The following is a 15,383-nucleotide window of genomic DNA, read 5'->3' on the forward strand; positions in this document are numbered from 1 at the left end:
CCATTCCCAAAATTGATGATCCAGGCATCTGAACAGCTTTCCCCAGCGATTCAGGCCGCTTCCGAGAGTGTGGCTCCGGGGTCAGGTTGGCCTGCACGCGTGCGTCGTCGCCAGAAGCGCCGCCGCCCGCCTTCATTCCAAAGCAAACACCTATCCAATGTTTGGAGGCGGGTGGCCGAAGCGCGGGCTCAATCCTGCTCGGACGTCCGGTTCACACCGCGCAGAAGCCGCCACATCGCGAGTGCCGCCAAGGCATCGAGCACGGCCAGGGCACCGAAAAGTGGCGAGTACCCGAAGTAGTCCGCGCTCTTGCCGATCACCAGGGTGAACAGCAGACCACCGGTCCACGCGGCGGTCCCCGCCAGTCCCGAGGCCCGGCCGACCGACCGTTGCGGAAACAAGTCCGCGGCCAGCGTGAGCAGTGCCCCCGACAGCATCTGGTGAGCGAACCCACCCATGCAGAACAGCAGGATCGCGACTTGCGCCGATGACGCAAAGCCGAGGGCGCCTGGCCCGATCATCAATGCAGCTCCCGTCGTCATCACGATCTTGCGGGATGTGGTGACCGAGACGCCGCGCGTACCCACCAGCCAGGAGGCGAAGTAACCACCCGCGATCGATCCGAAATCAGCGGCTACGAACGGCAGCCACGCCCACATGGCGATATGCTGCAGATCCAGCTTCCACACCGAGGCGAGATAGAGCGGTATGAAGAAGTTGAAGGTCTGCCAGGCCGGTTCGGCCAGGAACCGGGGCAAAGCTATGCCCCAGAATGCGCGGCGACCGAGAATATCGCGCCAGCGGTCCTGCGGGGCACCCCGCGCGACGCCGCCGGATGCGGGCGGCCGATAGACCCCGAACCAGAGGGCCGCCCAGAGCAAGCTGAGGCCACCGGTTACCAGAAACGACGAGCGCCAGCCCCAGATGATGACGCAGGCGGCGACAAGCGGCGGCGCGATCATGTTACCGACCGAGGCGCCCATGTTGAACCATCCGGTCGCAACCGCGCGTTCCTTGGGCGGAAACCATTCCGATACGACCTTCATGCCGCCCGGAATCGCCGATGCTTCCGTAAGGCCGAGCGCCGCGCGGGCCACGGCCAGCCCCTGCCAGCCGCCGGCCAGGGAATGCGACATGTTGGCCAGGGCCCATCCCCCGGCGAACACCGCAAGGCCGATGCGACTGCCCAGCGTATCGAGAACGAAACCGGCGATCGGCTGCGCGATCGTATAGCAGGCCTGGAATGCCATGACGATGTAGCTGTATTGCTCGGTCGTGATGGCGAATTCGGTTTTGAGCGTCGGCGCGACGGTCGAAAGCGTGGAGCGGGCCAGATAGTTGAGCACCGTGCCCAGAGACACCAGCGCGATCACCCACCAGCGGTTGGCGAACAGCCGCCGCATCAACGGCTGCCCTGCCGGTCCCGTTCGACCTCGACTGCGGAAACGATCGCCTCGCCCTTGCGCGATACGAAGCCCAGGTCGAGGCCGGCATCACCGACCGCGACCGTGAACGTGCGCGTGATGGCGGTCAGCGGTGCACCGGCCAGCGCGGCCACGTCCACCGCCTGCAGCATGGCCTTGCCATTGGCAGTCACGTCGAACAGGCGTTGGCCTACGGGCTGCGACGGCTCTGCAAAGGTCAGGGTGACGCGATAGCTGCCGCGCGGCAAGGGCAGGCGATAGCGGAAGTCGCCGGAGCGATAGGACGCGACGAGGTCGCGGTCGGGCGAGTTCGCGATCTTGGCCAGGATGGGTGGGCGATAGCGCTGCACGGTGTCCATCGTGCCCGGTTTGCCGCCGTCGAAAAAGGCGTCCGAGCCGAAGCGCGCATGGGTCGAAGGCGCGGCAACGATGGCACCGGAATCGATGCGGTAGGCATCGACCTGATCTGGGCCGAGGGTCCAGCGGATCGCGTCCGAGACCGTCTTGCCGGCGAACATCGCGCGGGCTTCAAGCCGATTTTCGCCGGGCGCCAGACGCACGCCCGTCCACACGCAGACACGGTTCTCGCACCCGGCCACGGTGCCGAGCGACTTTCCGTTCAACCACAACTGCGTGCGGGCAGCGTTGGAGTATACCTTGACGTCGGTCACGCCGTAGTTACGATCGGTATAACGGCGCCCGGTGATGTGCACCGTCGGCTGGTCCGACCACTGCGCGCGGTAGTAGTAGAACGCGTCCTTCCTGACCGAGCCGTCGTAGCTGACGAGCCCCTTGGTATTGATGTCGACGGCGTCGCCTTCGCGGCGAACGGTGCTGCCGAAATCGAAGCTGTTCCACAGCCAGCTCGCCCACAACCACGGGCGCGCCTTGATCTGCGGCCAGGTGCGCTCGTGCAAGTCGGCCTGGTATTCCTCGGGCTGGTTACGCCCCCCGGCATCGACCGGCCCGCCGCGCACGTCGTCGGTGTGCAGCGACAGCCCCGCCCCGGCCCCGTATTCGCTGAGCGCCAGCGGCTGTTGCGGGCGCTTTTTGTGCAGGCTGTCGAGGTGCGGACCGAGGTCTTCAGGCTTGTCGTAGTACCAGCCGAAATAGCGATTGACCGCCGAGACATCGGGGACATCCGCCACGGGCGGCACCTGCGGCATGTCGCGGTCCTCGCAGCAGTTGGCAACGGCGGTCGGCCGCGACGGATCGAGCTGGTGCGCCAACGTGTTGAGATCGCGAAGCAGCGGTAGCGGGTCCGGGGCTGCGGTCGTGCCGTTGGACAGAAACCCGGGGCGGCTCGGGCCGAAGTCGACTTCGTTGGCAATGCCCCAGACGACCACCGAGGGATGATTGCGGTTCTGCGCGACCAGTTCGCGCAACTGCTGGCGCGCATTGGCCGTCAACTGCTCGGTCGCGGTCTTTTGCTCGTTCCGCGTCGTCCAGGCCGTCACGAGGGGAATTTCGTCCCACACGATCAGGCCCAGCCTGTCGGCAATCGTGTGGACCGCATCGCCATGCTGGTAATGCGTCAGGCGGATCGAATTGGCGCCCATGTCGCGAATGATCCCGACCGTACGCTCCACGTCGGCCTCGCTCATTGCCCAGCCATGGGCCATCGAATCCTGGTGGAGGCCCACCCCATGCAGCGGTGTCGGCCGGCCGTTGAGCAACAGCCCCTTGTCGGGGTCGATCCGAACCTCGCGGATGCCGACGGACTGGTCGATCCGGTCAAGCAGGCGCCCGTCGGCATCGCGCAGTTCGCATGCCAGCGTGTAGAGATAGGGCGACGCCACGCCTTGCCACAGATGGGGGCGGGCGATCGTCAAGACCTGCCGATCCTCGCGCGTGGCATTCGCGGCAGCCTGCAGCGGTGTCTCGGCACGGGCCACTTGCCGGCCGCGCGCGTCGATCAGCCGCGACACCAGGGTAAGCCCACGGGCACCGGCATCGTTGCGCACGCGCGCCACGACCGCCAGGTCTGCCGATGTGGCGCCGATGCGGGTGGTCTGCGCGTAGACACCGCTTCCCCCGTCATCGAGCATGTCGAAATGGGTCGCCTCAGTCACGACGAGGCTGACGGGCCGATAGAGCCCGCCCTGCACGAAGAAGTCGCCCGTCAGCGGAAGGATGTCCTGCGTCGTGCTCCCGGGCGCGGGCTGGGTGTTGTCGACGCGAACGCTGAGCTGATTGGTCTGTCCAGCGCGAAGTGCGTCGGTGATGTCCAGCCGGAACCGCGAAAAGCCGCCGTCATGGCCGCCGACCTTGCGCCCGTTCACCCAGACCTGGGCGGTACGGCTGGCGGCGTCGAACTGCAGATAGGCGCGCTGCCCCTGCGCGAGCGCAGGCGCGGCAAAGTCGAGCCGATACCAGGCCACGCCCTGCCGCTTGTCGATCGGACGGCGGGCCAGGGGGATGCCGGTCTGCGCCTCGTATTGGCCCACCCGGTTCCAGGTGTGCGGAAGGCTGACCGTTTCCCATCCGGCACCGCGCGCGCCGCCCTCCGGCTGGTCGTCACCGAAATGGAACTGCCAGCCCTGCGCCAGCGGGGTGACCTGGCGAACCGGCGCCGCACCTTGCGCAAGGGCGGTGCCGGTGCCGATCAGCCACAGGGCCGTGGTCAGGTTGAGCCGCTTGAGCAGGTGCATGGCCATCTCCGAAATCACGCCGCCTTATCGCGTGGCAGCGCTTGGTATTGCTTGGTAAATCGTCGGGACGCGGGGCCCGTCACCAATTCCACATCGTGCCGTCTTCGAGGCGGGCGACGGGGAGATAGGCGGGCTTGTAGGGATATTTCGCCGCCAGCGTCTCGTCGATGTCGACGCCGTGCCCCGGCGTGTCGCCAACGTAGAGCATACCCTTGTCGAAGTGGTAGTCGTGCGGGAAAACCGCGTCGGTTTCCGGCGTGTGGCGCATGTATTCCTGGATGCCGAAATTGGGCACCCACGTATCGAAATGCAGCGCCGTGCCCATCGTCACCGGCGACAGGTCGGTCGCCCCGTGGCAGCCGGTCCGGATCTGGTAGAGGCTGGCAAGATCGGCGATGCGGCGCAGATGGGTGATGCCCCCTGCCCCGACGATCGTGGTGCGGATGTAGTCGATCAGCTGGTTCTGGATCAGGTCCTTCGCGTCCCAGATCGAGTTGAAGATCTCGCCCACCGCCAGCGGCGTGGTGGTGTGCTGGCGGATCAGCTTGAACGCTTCCTGGTTTTCGGCCGGGGTCACATCCTCGAGCCAGAACAGCGAATAGGGCTCCAGCGCCTTGCCCAGCTGCGCGGCTTCGGTCGGGGTGTATCGATGGTGCCCGTCGTGCAGCAGGTGATGATCGAAGCCGTAAGTGGCGCGCAGCTTCTCGAACAGCTTGGGCACGTGATTGAGCGCGAGCCGCGTGTTCCAGCCGGTCACGCTGGGAAGCTCGGCATCCGCGGGTTCATAGAACAGCTTGCCACGGCCGACGCCATACGCGTCCTTGATGCCGGGCACGCCGGTCTGGGCGCGGATCGCCTTGTAGCCCATGTCGATATACTGCCCGACCGCGTCGACCGTCTCGTCGATGTCCGAGCCATTGGCATGACCATAGACCATGATGCCGTCACGGCTGCGGCCGCCCAGCAACTGGTACAGCGGCATGCCTGCCATCTTGGCCTTGATGTCCCACAGCGCGACGTCGACCGCGGCGATCGCGCGCATCGTCACCGGCCCCCGACGCCAGTAGGCACCACGGTAGAGATATTGCCAGATATCCTCGGAATTGCGCGGATCCATGCCGATGAGGCAGGGGATCACGTGATCCTCGAGATAGGAAACCACGGCCTTTTCGCGGCCGTTGAGCGTGGCATCGCCGATGCCGTAGACACCCTGATCGGTTTCGATCTTGAGCGTCACGAAATTGCGGCCCGGGCAGGTAATGATAACGCGGGCGGACTGGATCTTCATGGTCGCGGTTTCCGGATTGGTCTGCATGTGCTAGAAATAGTCTTGACCAATCCCATCTGGCCTGTCAACTTTCATATGAGTGGTAAGGCCATTATCCGGAGCTGCCTGATGAGTGATGCCGCACCCGCCCAAGACCGCCTGTATCAGGATCTCGCGCGGCGCCTCATCGCGGTTCTTTCGAGCGGCCACTACAAGGTCGGCGACCGGCTTCCCGCCGAGCGCGAGCTGTCCTTGCAATACAACGTGTCGCGCCCGACCGTGCGCGAGGCCGTGATCGCGCTCGAGGTCCAGGGACTGGTCGAAGTGCGGGTTGGTTCGGGCGCCTACGTCAAGCGGTTGCCCGGCAAGGACGACATCCCCGGTTTCAACATCACCGCCTTCGAGCTGACCGAGGCGCGCCTGCTCTTCGAGGGCGAGGCCGCGGCGCTGGCGGCAACGCAGATCACCGACGAGGGTCTCGCCGAACTGGAAGCGCTGGTCGAGGAGATCGAGCGCGAGAACGAAAATCCCGACGGTACGGTGCGGGCGGATCGCGCGTTTCATCTGGCGATCGCGCGGGCCACCCGCAATGCCGCGGTGGCCGAAGCAGTCGAGCGCCTGTGGGATCTGCGCTCGAAGTCGCCCGAGAGCGCCTTGCTGCACGAAAAGGCGCGCTCCGCCAACATCATGCCGGTCGTCGACGAACATACCGCCATTCTCAAGGCCTTGCGCAATCACGATCCCGTCGCCGCGCGTGGCGCGATGCGCACACACCTTGCGGCCGTGCTCGACAGCCTGCTGTTCGCCACCGAGGAAAAGGCGATCGAGGAAGCGCGCCGTGCCGCTCAGGCCAAGCGCGACCGCTATGTCCGCGCCACCAGTTAGTCCCATATAAGAGAGAAGCGATGCCGCCGAAGTTGGAGTTGCATGCCGACCGCCTGTTCCCCGCGGACGGTTCGGTCCGCGCGATCGCGCGCGCCTTGTACGCGAGCATCAAGGACGCGCCGATCATCAGCCCGCACGGGCATACCGACCCGGCATGGTTTGCGCAGAACGCGCCGTTCGGCGATGCCACCGACCTGCTGCTGCGCCCGGATCACTACATGTTCCGCATGCTCTATTCGCAGGGCATAGCGCTGGAGGATCTCGGCATCGGTCCGGCCAAGGCGACCTACGATCCGCGCAAGGCCTGGCGGATCCTCGCTCAGAACTGGCATCTCTTCCGCGGCACCCCGACCCGGATGTGGTCGGACTGGGTCTTTGCCGAAGTGTTCGGCATGACCGACATGCTCTGCGCCGAAACGGCCGATGCCTATTTCGACACGATCACCGACAAGCTCGGCACGGACGCCTTCCGCCCGCGCGCGCTGTTCGACCGCTTCAATATCGCGGTCATCGCGACCACCGAAAGCCCGCTCGACGATCTGGCGCACCATGCCGCGATCATGGCGGAGAATGCATCGGGTGGCTGGCAGGGCAGGGTCGTCACCGCCTATCGTCCCGACCCGGTCGTCGATCCCGATTTCGAAGGGTTTCGCGCCAATCTCGATCGCTTTTCGCAGATCACCGGACAGGATTGCACGACCTGGCAGGGCTATCTTGACGCGCATCGCCAGCGGCGGGCGTTCTTTGCCCGGCATGGTGCCACCAGCACCGACCACGGCCATCCCACGGCGCAGACCGCCAACCTGTCCGCCCGCGACGCGGCAGCGCTGTTCGACACCATCGTCGCGGGCACGTTCACCGCTGCCGAGGCCGAACTGTTCCGCGCCCAGATGCTGACGGAAATGGCGGCGATGAGCCTCGACGACGGGCTGGTCATGCAGATCCACCCGGGGAGCTTCCGCAATCACAACGAGGCTCTGTTCCACACATTCGGCCGCGACAAGGGCGCCGACATCCCGATGCGCACCGATTACGTGCACGCGCTCAAGCCGCTGCTCGATGCCTACGGCAACGAGCCGGGCCTCTCCATCATCCTCTTCACGCTGGACGAGAGCGTCTATGCCCGCGAGCTGGCGCCGCTGGCCGGCCATTACCCCTGCCTCAAGCTGGGCCCGGCATGGTGGTTCCACGATAGCCCCGAGGGCATGAGGCGCTTCCGCCAGGCCACGACCGAAACGGCCGGGTTCTACAACACCGTCGGCTTCAATGACGATACGCGCGCGTTCCTGTCGATCCCGGCGCGTCACGACGTCGCCCGCCGGATCGACTGCGGCTTTCTGGCCCAACTGGTCGCCGAGCATCGGCTGGCGGACTGGGAAGCGGCCGAACTGGCGCGGGATCTCACCAACGGGCTGGTCAAGAAGGCCTACCGGCTGTGAGCCGCCTCGACGCGCAAACCCTGGCCACGGTCGCAGACCGCGGCGTGGCACGGCCGGCCTACGACCGGGCCGAGCGTGAGGTCGGCATCGTCCACTTCGGGCTCGGCGCCTTCACGCGCGCGCATCAGGCCTGGTACACCGACGAAGCCATGGCAGCGGCGGCGAAGTCGGGCCAGCGCGCGGACTGGTTCATCACCGGTGTCTCGATGCGCAGCCCGGAAGCCGGCGACCAGCTCAACCCGCAGGACGGCCTCTATACGCTGGCCGAACGGTCCGCGGAGGGCACGAGGCTTCGCGTCATCGGAAGTGTCGCCGAAGTCTTGCTGGCCTCGACCAGCCGGGACGACATCATCGCCCGCCTTGCAGCCCCTGCGACGCATGTGGTGACGTTCACCGTGACCGAGAAAGGCTATTGCCGATCACCCGACGGGGGCCTCGACCTGTCGCTGGCGCAGCAGGGTTTCTACCCCCTCCTCGCCGAGGCGCTGGGCCAGCGTCACAAGGCGGGACTGCACGGCCTGACGATGCTGTCTTGCGACAACCTCGCTGAAAACGGGCGCCAGTTGCAGCGCCTGATGCGCGAATATCTGGCAGCGCGGCGCCCCGATCTGCTGGCGTGGGTCGATGCGACCTGTGCGTTTCCCAACAGCATGGTCGATCGCATCGTGCCGGCCACCAGCGAGGCGGACCGCGCGCAAGTGGCGGGCATGCTCGGGCTGCGCGATGAAGGCGTCGTGCTCACCGAGACCTTCAGCCAGTGGGTGATCGAGGATGCCTTCGCCGGCCCCCGCCCTGCCTGGGACATGGCAGGTGCGCAGATCGTCGCCGATGTCGCGCCCTACGAAATGGCCAAGCTGCGCATGCTTAATGGCGCGCATTCGGCGCTGGCTTATTGCGGGCTGGCGAAAGGGCACACCTTTGTCCACGAAGCGATCGCCGATCCCGTGCTGCGCGCCCTGGTGCAGAGCCTGATGCGGGATGAAGCCGCGCCGACGATCGATGCGCCTCCCGGGCTCGATCTTGCCGCCTATGCCGAGGCACTGGTGAGCCGTTTCGAAAACCCCGCGCTCAACCACCGCTTGCTCCAGATCGCGATGGACGGCAGCCAGAAGATTACCCAGCGCTGGCTGGCAACGCTTGCCGCGCATCAGGCTGCAAGGCGCACCTGCCCCGCAATCCTGACGGGCATCGCCGGCTGGATCCGGCACTTGCGTGGCGCAAATGGTCCCGTCGACGATCCGCAAGCGGCCGCGCTCACCGCTGCAGCGCAGCTGCCGGATGTGGCCTTGACCCTGGACGCGCTGTTCGGTGCCGATGGCCTGGTGCCCAGTTCGTGGATACCGACACACGGCGATCGTGCAGCAATCCGTGCGGAGTTGGAACGGTGACCGGTTCGTCGACGAAGCGCGAAGGGCACGTCGTGTGCTTTGGCGAACTGCTGATGCGCCTGGCGACGGCACCCGGCCACCTCCTTGCCGATGCGCCGGATGTGCACATTGCGATCGGCGGCGCCGAGGCCAACGTGGGCGTGGCGCTGACAGCAATGGGACACGACGCAAGCATCGTCTCGCGCCTGCCGGCGAATGCCCTGGGCGACAAGGCACGGCGGAGCCTTGCCGGTGCCGGTCTTGAGGTACGCCACCTGACGCAAGCGCCCGGCAGCCGCATGGGCCTGTATTTTCTCGAGGTCGGCGCATCGCTACGCCCCAGCGCAATCGTCTACGACCGCGCAGGCTCGGCATTCGCGACCGCCCGGCCGGAGGATTTCGAGTTCGCCACAGCCCTCGACGGTGCCGCCTTGCTCCATGTCTCGGGTATCACCCCCGCCCTGGGCCCAAACGGAGTGCAGCTTGCAAAAGCCGCCATTCGCGCCGCCAGCGCCGCGGGAGTGCCGGTCAGCTTCGACTGCAATTTCCGCGAAAGCCTGTGGAACGCGTGGGACAGCAACCCGCGCGAAATCCTGCTCGAACTGCTGGCCGAAGCAACGATCGTGTTCGGCAACCACCGCGACATGACGCTGCTGCTTGGGCGGCCCTTTTCGGGCGAGGACGAGGCGCGCCGGCGCGAAGCGGCAGAGGCGGCGTTCGCCCACTTCCCGAAACTAGCGCTGATGGCCAGCACCACGCGCACCGCGGTGACCCAGACGCATCACAGGATCGCAGCGCGGGTCGACCTGCGCGACGATCACCACCAGACCGCCACCCTCGACGTGCCCGAGATCGTCGATCGCATCGGCAGCGGTGACGCCTTTGCGGCAGGTGTCCTGACCGGATGGCTGGAAAAGGCCGGAGCCAGGCGCATGGCCGAGCTGGGCCTGGCCATGAACGTGCTCAAGCATTCGGTACACGGCGATTGGCTCCGCCTGCCCCGGAGCGAGATTGACGCCTTCACCGGGCGTTCGGGTGACGTTCGCCGTTGAAGCGGGATGGTCGCGCCTCCAGGCCACAGACCGGCGAAGCCCCTCGTGCGACATGCTTGCTGCGCGCTGACCATTCGCGATAGTGCTGATCGATGGAGTATCGATCCACCATTGATCCAAGAGCCCTGTTGACCTTCCGCGCCGTATGTCGGGAAGGCTCGATTTCCGGCGCGGCCCGTGCACTCAACGTCGCACAGCCGTCGGCATCTGCGGCGATCGCGCTTTTGGAGGCCCGGCTTGGGGTGCAATTGTTCGAGCGCCACCAGACGGGTGTGCGCCTAACGGCTGCCGGACGGCTCTTGGCCGAACGTGCGGAGGCGATGAGCCAGACTCTGCTCGCAGCCGAACAGGAGCTTCACAATCTGGGTCGCGGCGTAGCGGGACCACTCCGCATCGGTGGCACGCCGGGTGCCTTGGTCAGTCTTCTGCCGTTCGTGCTGCCAAAGCTGGAAGCCGAGATCGGGCCCTGCGCGCTGAGTGTGGTCGAGCGACCCGATGCAGCCCTGCTTGAATTACTGCGCCGGCGCGAAATCGACCTCGCCTTCGTGACAACGGAGATCGAGAGCCCGCCCGACGACATCGCCGAGCATACATTCGCCCGGGATCCGTTTGCGCTCATCGTCGGTCGTCACCATGCCGCCCTGCCCTCGACCGTTTCGTTGCGTGACGTGGCAGGGCTGTCGTGGGTGCTGCCCGAAGCGCAGGGCGCGTTTCGCCGGCAGGTCGATGCGCTGTTCCTGTCGGCCGAAGTGCCGGTGCCCGAGAACGTGGTGCGATGCGATTCGCTGTTGACCACCAAGGCGATCGTGCGACTGGGCGAGCGGATCACGGTCTTGCCCCGCCAAGTCGCGGCATCCGAGTTGTCGATCGGGGTGCTGCGCGCCGTCACGCTGCGCGAGGCGGTCTTCCAGCGCAATATCGGCGTGAGGTACCGCGCCGACGAACCATTGCCCCCGGCAGCGAGCGCCCTGTTCATCATTCTCGAACAGCACCACGCGCCGTCGATTTGAACCTGGGCATAGTCAGTACCTATGGGGGAATAGGTATATAGTATTTTACGTCGATGCCACTCCTGCGGCAAACCAAGGGCAAGACGCGGACGCCCCTCATGTCCGCCAGCGGGAGAGTGCAGATGCGGACCCTTATCCGCGACGTCCAGATTTTCGATGGGAGCGGATCGCCTCTGCGACCCGGCGCCGTGCTGATCGAGGGCGACCGGATTTCCCGCGTCGCCGACACTCCCGACGCACTCGATGCCGAAGCCGTCGATCAGGTCATCGAGGGCCATGGGCGCACGCTGATGCCCGGCCTCGTCGATGCGCACACGCATCTGACCTGGGCCTCCTCGATCGAGAAGATCTACCATCAGTTCATTCTTCCGCCCGAGGAGCACAAGGTCGCGGCCTGGCGCAATGCGCGGGTGCTTCTCGACCAGGGGTTCACCAGCCTCTATTCCGCCGGCACGCTCGTCGACGGGATCGAGCCCGAACTCGCGGCCGCCATCGAGGCCGGCGAGACACCGGGCCCGCGCCTCGTGCCCTCGACGATCGAACGCAGCCCGGAAGGTGCCGAGGGTGTCGATACCGGCAACGTCTTCAACGGCCGTGGTGCCGATGCGATGCGCGGCTTCGTCAAGCACTGCGCCGAAGCCGGCGTTCAGTCGATCAAGCTGGTGGTTTCGGGCGAAGATGCGCTGAAGCCGGGCACCGCGCAGCATGTCCTTTACACCGAAGACGAGATGATCGCGGCACGCGAGGCGACGCGCGAGGCGGGGCTGTGGATCGCGGCCCACGCTTATTACCCTGACGCCGTGAACCTCGCGCTCGATGCAGGTGCACGCGTGATCTACCATGCCTCCTACGCCGACGACGCGACCGTGGCGCGGATGATCGCCGAAAAGGACCGCTTCTTTTACGCACCGGGTCCGGGTGTCTCGGTCGGAGCGCTGGAGGCCACGCCACCGCCCCACATCGACATGAGCGCGATGAAGGCCAGCGCGGCCGACCGTCTCGAGCGCGAGGCGAAGCTGGTGCCGGCGCTCAAGGCCGGCGGCGTCCGGGTCCTGATCGGCGGCGACTATGGCTTCCCGTTCAACCCGAACGGCCGCAATGCGCGCGATCTGGCGCACTTCGTCACGCATTATGGGTACACCCCGGCCGAAGCCTTGATTGCCGCGACGCGGCTGGGCGGCGAGCTGATGGGGCTCGATGTCGGGCAGGTCCGCGAAGGCTGGCTGGCCGACCTGCTGCTGGTCGATGGCGACCCCACCGCGGACGTTGCCATCCTGCAGGATGCGGCACGTCTCGCCATGATCATGAAGGGCGGCGCACTGCACAAGGCGCCCGCCGCTGCCGAGGCGGCCTGAATGAACCGGGATTGTGATGTCGTGGTGATCGGCTGCGGGCCGGTCGGCGCGCTGGCTGCCAACCTGCTTGGCCGTGCGGGACTGACGGTCGTCGTGCTCGAGAAGGAACTCAACCACTATCCGCTGCCGCGCGCGGTCCATCTCGACCACGAGATGATGCGCCTGTTCCAGACGGCCGGGGTTATCGACCGGGTCCAGCACGACATGGTCGCGACCGACGGACATCTGCACGTCGGCGCCGACCACGGCGTGATCCGCTACATGGGGACCGTGGGCAAGCCCAAGCCGTTCGGCTGGTCCAACGATTACTTCTTCTACCAGCCCGAACTCGAAGGCCATTTGCGCGCAGCCTTTGCGGACAGCGGGGCGATCGAGTTGCTGCGCGGCGCCACCTTCACCGGTCTTGAGCAGGATGACGACGCCGTCACCGTTCGCTTCCACCTCGACGGCGCTGACCGGACCGTTGCGGCACGCTGGGTGATAGCGGCGGACGGCGCACGCAGCCCGGTGCGCAAGGCGCTGGGGATCGCACTCGACGACCTCGATTTCGAGGAACCGTGGCTGGTGGTGGATGCCGAAGTCGAAGGGCCGGTCACGTTTCCGGCGCTCGCGGGTGTCCCTGCCGGCGCGGACCTGCAGCGCCTGTCGGTCATGATGTGCGATCCGGCCCGCCCGGCGACCGTCGTCCCCGGTCGCGGCAACCATCGCCGCTGGGAATTTATGCTGCTCCCCGGCGAAGACGATCAGATCATGATGCGGCCCGACAAGGTCGGCGAACTGGTCGAAGCCTGGATGAAGGACGTGCCGCACACCATCGTGCGCGCCGCGACCTATCGCTTCCATGGGCTGGTTGCCGAGCAATGGCAGGCAGGCAACGTGTTCCTGGCGGGCGACGCCGCGCACCAGACACCGCCGTTCTTCGGCCAGGGCATGTGCCACGGCCTGCGCGATGTGGCGAACCTGGCGTGGAAGATGGCAGCGATCGTCAATGACGGGGCCGATCCGACGATCCTCTCCACCTACCAGCCCGAGCGCGATCCGCATGTGCGCGGCGTGATCGGCGCGGCGGTCGCGGCCGGGCGCTACATCTGCGAACTCGATCCTGCCAAGGCCGCTGAGCGCGATACCGCGATCCGCGCAGCGGCATCGCAGAAAGCGGGCGAGACCGCGCATGATCTGATCCCTGCCATCCGCGCAGGGCTCGTCCTGCACGATACGCCCGGGGCGGGTGTGCGCTTCATCCAGCCGATCCTCGGCGACGGTCGCAAGCTTGACGACCGGACGGGACAGGGCTGGCGGCTCTTCGTCCGTGACGACAGCGTGGCGGGGTCCTCTCCCTTCGTCACGCGCGTCACGGCCGGAGCGCTGGACGATGGCGGCGCTGTCGTGCGGTGGCTCGACGACCATGGCGTCGATGCCGTGCTGGTTCGCCCCGACCATTACGTTTTCGGCACGGCCGGCGGATCTGCGACGGCCCTTCTCGCCGCCAGCCACCGTGCGCTGGGCCTCGATCTGGAGACCGTGGCATGACACCGCTTACCCTCGCCGCCGCGCAGACCGTGCTCGGTGCCGCGCTCGGCAATGCTCGCGCCCGCAACGCCAGGCCGCTGGCTGTGATCGTGCTTGACGCAGGCGGCCACCCGGTGACGTTCGCCCGCGAGGACGGCGCGACGTTCGCACGGCTCGACATCGCCCGCGCCAAGGCGCTCGGCGCGCTGGGCATGGGTGACGACACCCGCGTGCTGGCCGAGCGCGCCAAGGGCAATCCCATCTTCTTCCAGAGCGTTGCGGTCGCGCTTGGCGGCGGTATCGCCTTCTCGCCCGGCGGCGTGCTCATCCGCGATGCGCAAGGCGGCGTCATCGGTGCCGCAGGTGCAAGCGGCGACACCGGCGATTGCGACGAGGAATGCGTGCTGGCAGGCCTGCGCGCCGCCGGCTTCAATCAGGAGACGCCGGCATGAAGCTGCGCAGTATCGAAATCGCCCTTCCCGATCCGGCTGGCGCCGCCCTTTTCATGCTCGACATCTGGGGCATGGCCCCGGGCGAGGTGCGCGGCGAGACGCACTACCTGCGCGGCTCTGGGCCCTACCCCTACCTCGTCGCCTTCGAGAAGGCCGACGACGAATTCGTCCGTTCGACCACCTTCGTGTGCAGTGATGCCGAACTCGCCGACATCCGCGGTAAGGCGGCGGCGCGTGGCTGGCCGCTGACGGAGACGATCTCCACCGACCCGGGCGCGGGTACGGGTGTCATCGTCGAACTGCCCGAGGGCGAATTGCTGCGCTTTCTCGTGGGGACCAGCGAAGTGGCGCCGATCGTGGGGCGCGACCTGCCGGTCAAGCTGACGCACGTGGTGTTCAACTCGGCCGACGCCGAGGCCTCAGGTCTCGCCGCCGAGGACGTGCTGGGTTTTCGCGTGTCGGACCGGACCAAGGGCATGGTCTTCGTGCGCTGCAACGACAGCCACCATTCCACCGCCTTCGCGCGTGCCGGGTTTGCCAGCCTCAACCACATCGCGTTCGAGATGGAAGACCTCGATGCGGTGATGCGCGGCATCGGCCGGATGCGCGATCACGGCCATGCGCCGGCCTGGGGCCCTGGGCGCCATGGGCCCGGCGCCAACGTCTATGCCTATTATATCGCCCCGTTCGGCCCGGTGATCGAATACTCCACCGCCGTCGAAAAGGTGCCCGAGGACTATGTCGCCGGCGCGCCGGAGGACTGGACCTGGCCGCCCAACCGCATCGACCAGTGGGGCATTTCCGACAAGGACTTCGACGGATTGCGCAAAGCCGAGGAGCGGTTCCGCTTTCGACGCGACTGGCAGGCAACCGGCCCTGCGGCGCCTGCGCCCGCCGCCCCCGATCTCACTGCGTCGTGACCCGACATGACGGACCGGCGCGGCTTCCTGGCCGGTGTTTCCCTGGCCCTTG

Annotated in this window: 12 protein-coding genes; 9 read left to right on the forward strand and 3 right to left on the reverse strand. The window is 66.7% G+C overall.

The features are described from left to right. Positions 1-188 precede the first annotated feature (188 nt). The 3 genes from V7Q48_RS07125 to manD form a co-directional block, all read right to left on the reverse strand. A complete protein-coding gene (locus V7Q48_RS07125; RefSeq protein ID WP_333837168.1) occupies positions 189-1,373 on the reverse strand; it encodes an MFS transporter in 1,185 nt (394 codons plus the stop codon). A 29-nt stretch (positions 1,374-1,402) separates the two neighbouring features. Next, positions 1,403-4,081, reverse strand: coding sequence for a glycoside hydrolase family 2 TIM barrel-domain containing protein (locus V7Q48_RS07130; protein WP_333837169.1), 2,679 nt, complete (start codon positions 4,079-4,081; stop codon positions 1,403-1,405). A 73-nt stretch (positions 4,082-4,154) separates the two neighbouring features. Further along, the gene (gene manD / locus V7Q48_RS07135) at positions 4,155-5,363 is read right to left on the reverse strand and encodes a D-mannonate dehydratase ManD (protein WP_333837360.1); all 1,209 of its coding nucleotides are present in this window, start codon (positions 5,361-5,363) and stop codon (positions 4,155-4,157) included. A gap of 108 nt (positions 5,364-5,471) precedes the next feature. Here manD and V7Q48_RS07140 point away from each other — a divergent pair, with 108 nt between their 5' ends. The 9 genes from V7Q48_RS07140 to V7Q48_RS07180 all read left to right on the forward strand — a co-directional run bounded on the left by V7Q48_RS07140 (position 5,472) and on the right by V7Q48_RS07180 (position 15,331). Continuing rightward, positions 5,472-6,227, forward strand: coding sequence for a FadR/GntR family transcriptional regulator (locus V7Q48_RS07140; RefSeq protein ID WP_333837170.1), 756 nt, complete (start codon positions 5,472-5,474; stop codon positions 6,225-6,227). 20 nt (positions 6,228-6,247) lie between these two features. After that, a complete protein-coding gene (gene uxaC / locus V7Q48_RS07145; protein WP_333837173.1) occupies positions 6,248-7,666 on the forward strand; it encodes a glucuronate isomerase in 1,419 nt (472 codons plus the stop codon). Further along, a complete protein-coding gene (locus tag V7Q48_RS07150) occupies positions 7,663-9,054 on the forward strand; it encodes a mannitol dehydrogenase family protein (RefSeq protein ID WP_333837174.1) in 1,392 nt (463 codons plus the stop codon). Before uxaC ends, V7Q48_RS07150 begins: the two co-directional genes overlap by 4 nt. Further along, complete coding sequence (locus tag V7Q48_RS07155) at positions 9,051-10,085, forward strand: sugar kinase (RefSeq protein ID WP_333837176.1); 1,035 nt, start codon at positions 9,051-9,053, stop codon at positions 10,083-10,085. The genes V7Q48_RS07150 and V7Q48_RS07155 overlap by 4 nt, the downstream gene beginning before the upstream one ends. 92 nt (positions 10,086-10,177) lie before the next feature. Continuing rightward, the gene (locus V7Q48_RS07160) at positions 10,178-11,095 is read left to right on the forward strand and encodes a LysR family transcriptional regulator (protein ID WP_333837177.1); all 918 of its coding nucleotides are present in this window, start codon (positions 10,178-10,180) and stop codon (positions 11,093-11,095) included. Between the two features lie 122 nt (positions 11,096-11,217). Then, complete coding sequence (locus tag V7Q48_RS07165) at positions 11,218-12,450, forward strand: amidohydrolase family protein (RefSeq protein WP_333837179.1); 1,233 nt, start codon at positions 11,218-11,220, stop codon at positions 12,448-12,450. Continuing rightward, positions 12,451-13,980 (forward strand): bifunctional 3-(3-hydroxy-phenyl)propionate/3-hydroxycinnamic acid hydroxylase, encoded by a 1,530-nt coding sequence (locus V7Q48_RS07170; RefSeq protein WP_333837180.1) that lies wholly within the window; start codon positions 12,451-12,453, stop codon positions 13,978-13,980. Continuing rightward, on the forward strand, positions 13,977-14,411 hold the full coding sequence (locus V7Q48_RS07175; protein WP_333837181.1) for a GlcG/HbpS family heme-binding protein: 435 nt from the start codon (positions 13,977-13,979) through the stop codon (positions 14,409-14,411). The genes V7Q48_RS07170 and V7Q48_RS07175 overlap by 4 nt, the downstream gene beginning before the upstream one ends. Further along, positions 14,408-15,331 (forward strand): VOC family protein, encoded by a 924-nt coding sequence (locus tag V7Q48_RS07180; protein WP_333837182.1) that lies wholly within the window; start codon positions 14,408-14,410, stop codon positions 15,329-15,331. The genes V7Q48_RS07175 and V7Q48_RS07180 overlap by 4 nt, the downstream gene beginning before the upstream one ends. The last annotated feature ends 52 nt before the right edge of the window (positions 15,332-15,383 follow it).

The sequence above is a fragment of the Novosphingobium sp. genome (genome assembly GCF_036803765.1).
GTDB lineage: Bacteria > Pseudomonadota > Alphaproteobacteria > Sphingomonadales > Sphingomonadaceae > Novosphingobium.

What these genes read in the sequence shown, in the direction of transcription:
- uxaC (WP_333837173.1), top strand. Translation starts at nt 6,248, where the DNA reads ATGCCGCCGAAGTTGGAGTTGCATGCCGACCGCCTGTTCCCCGCGGAC.
- V7Q48_RS07160 (WP_333837177.1), top strand. Translation starts at nt 10,178, where the DNA reads ATGGAGTATCGATCCACCATTGATCCAAGAGCCCTGTTGACCTTCCGC.
- V7Q48_RS07165 (WP_333837179.1), top strand. Translation starts at nt 11,218, where the DNA reads ATGCGGACCCTTATCCGCGACGTCCAGATTTTCGATGGGAGCGGATCG.
- V7Q48_RS07130 (WP_333837169.1), bottom strand. Translation starts at nt 4,081, where the DNA reads ATGGCCATGCACCTGCTCAAGCGGCTCAACCTGACCACGGCCCTGTGG.
- V7Q48_RS07140 (WP_333837170.1), top strand. Translation starts at nt 5,472, where the DNA reads ATGAGTGATGCCGCACCCGCCCAAGACCGCCTGTATCAGGATCTCGCG.
- manD (WP_333837360.1), bottom strand. Translation starts at nt 5,363, where the DNA reads ATGAAGATCCAGTCCGCCCGCGTTATCATTACCTGCCCGGGCCGCAAT.
- V7Q48_RS07175 (WP_333837181.1), top strand. Translation starts at nt 13,977, where the DNA reads ATGACACCGCTTACCCTCGCCGCCGCGCAGACCGTGCTCGGTGCCGCG.
- V7Q48_RS07170 (WP_333837180.1), top strand. Translation starts at nt 12,451, where the DNA reads ATGAACCGGGATTGTGATGTCGTGGTGATCGGCTGCGGGCCGGTCGGC.
- V7Q48_RS07180 (WP_333837182.1), top strand. Translation starts at nt 14,408, where the DNA reads ATGAAGCTGCGCAGTATCGAAATCGCCCTTCCCGATCCGGCTGGCGCC.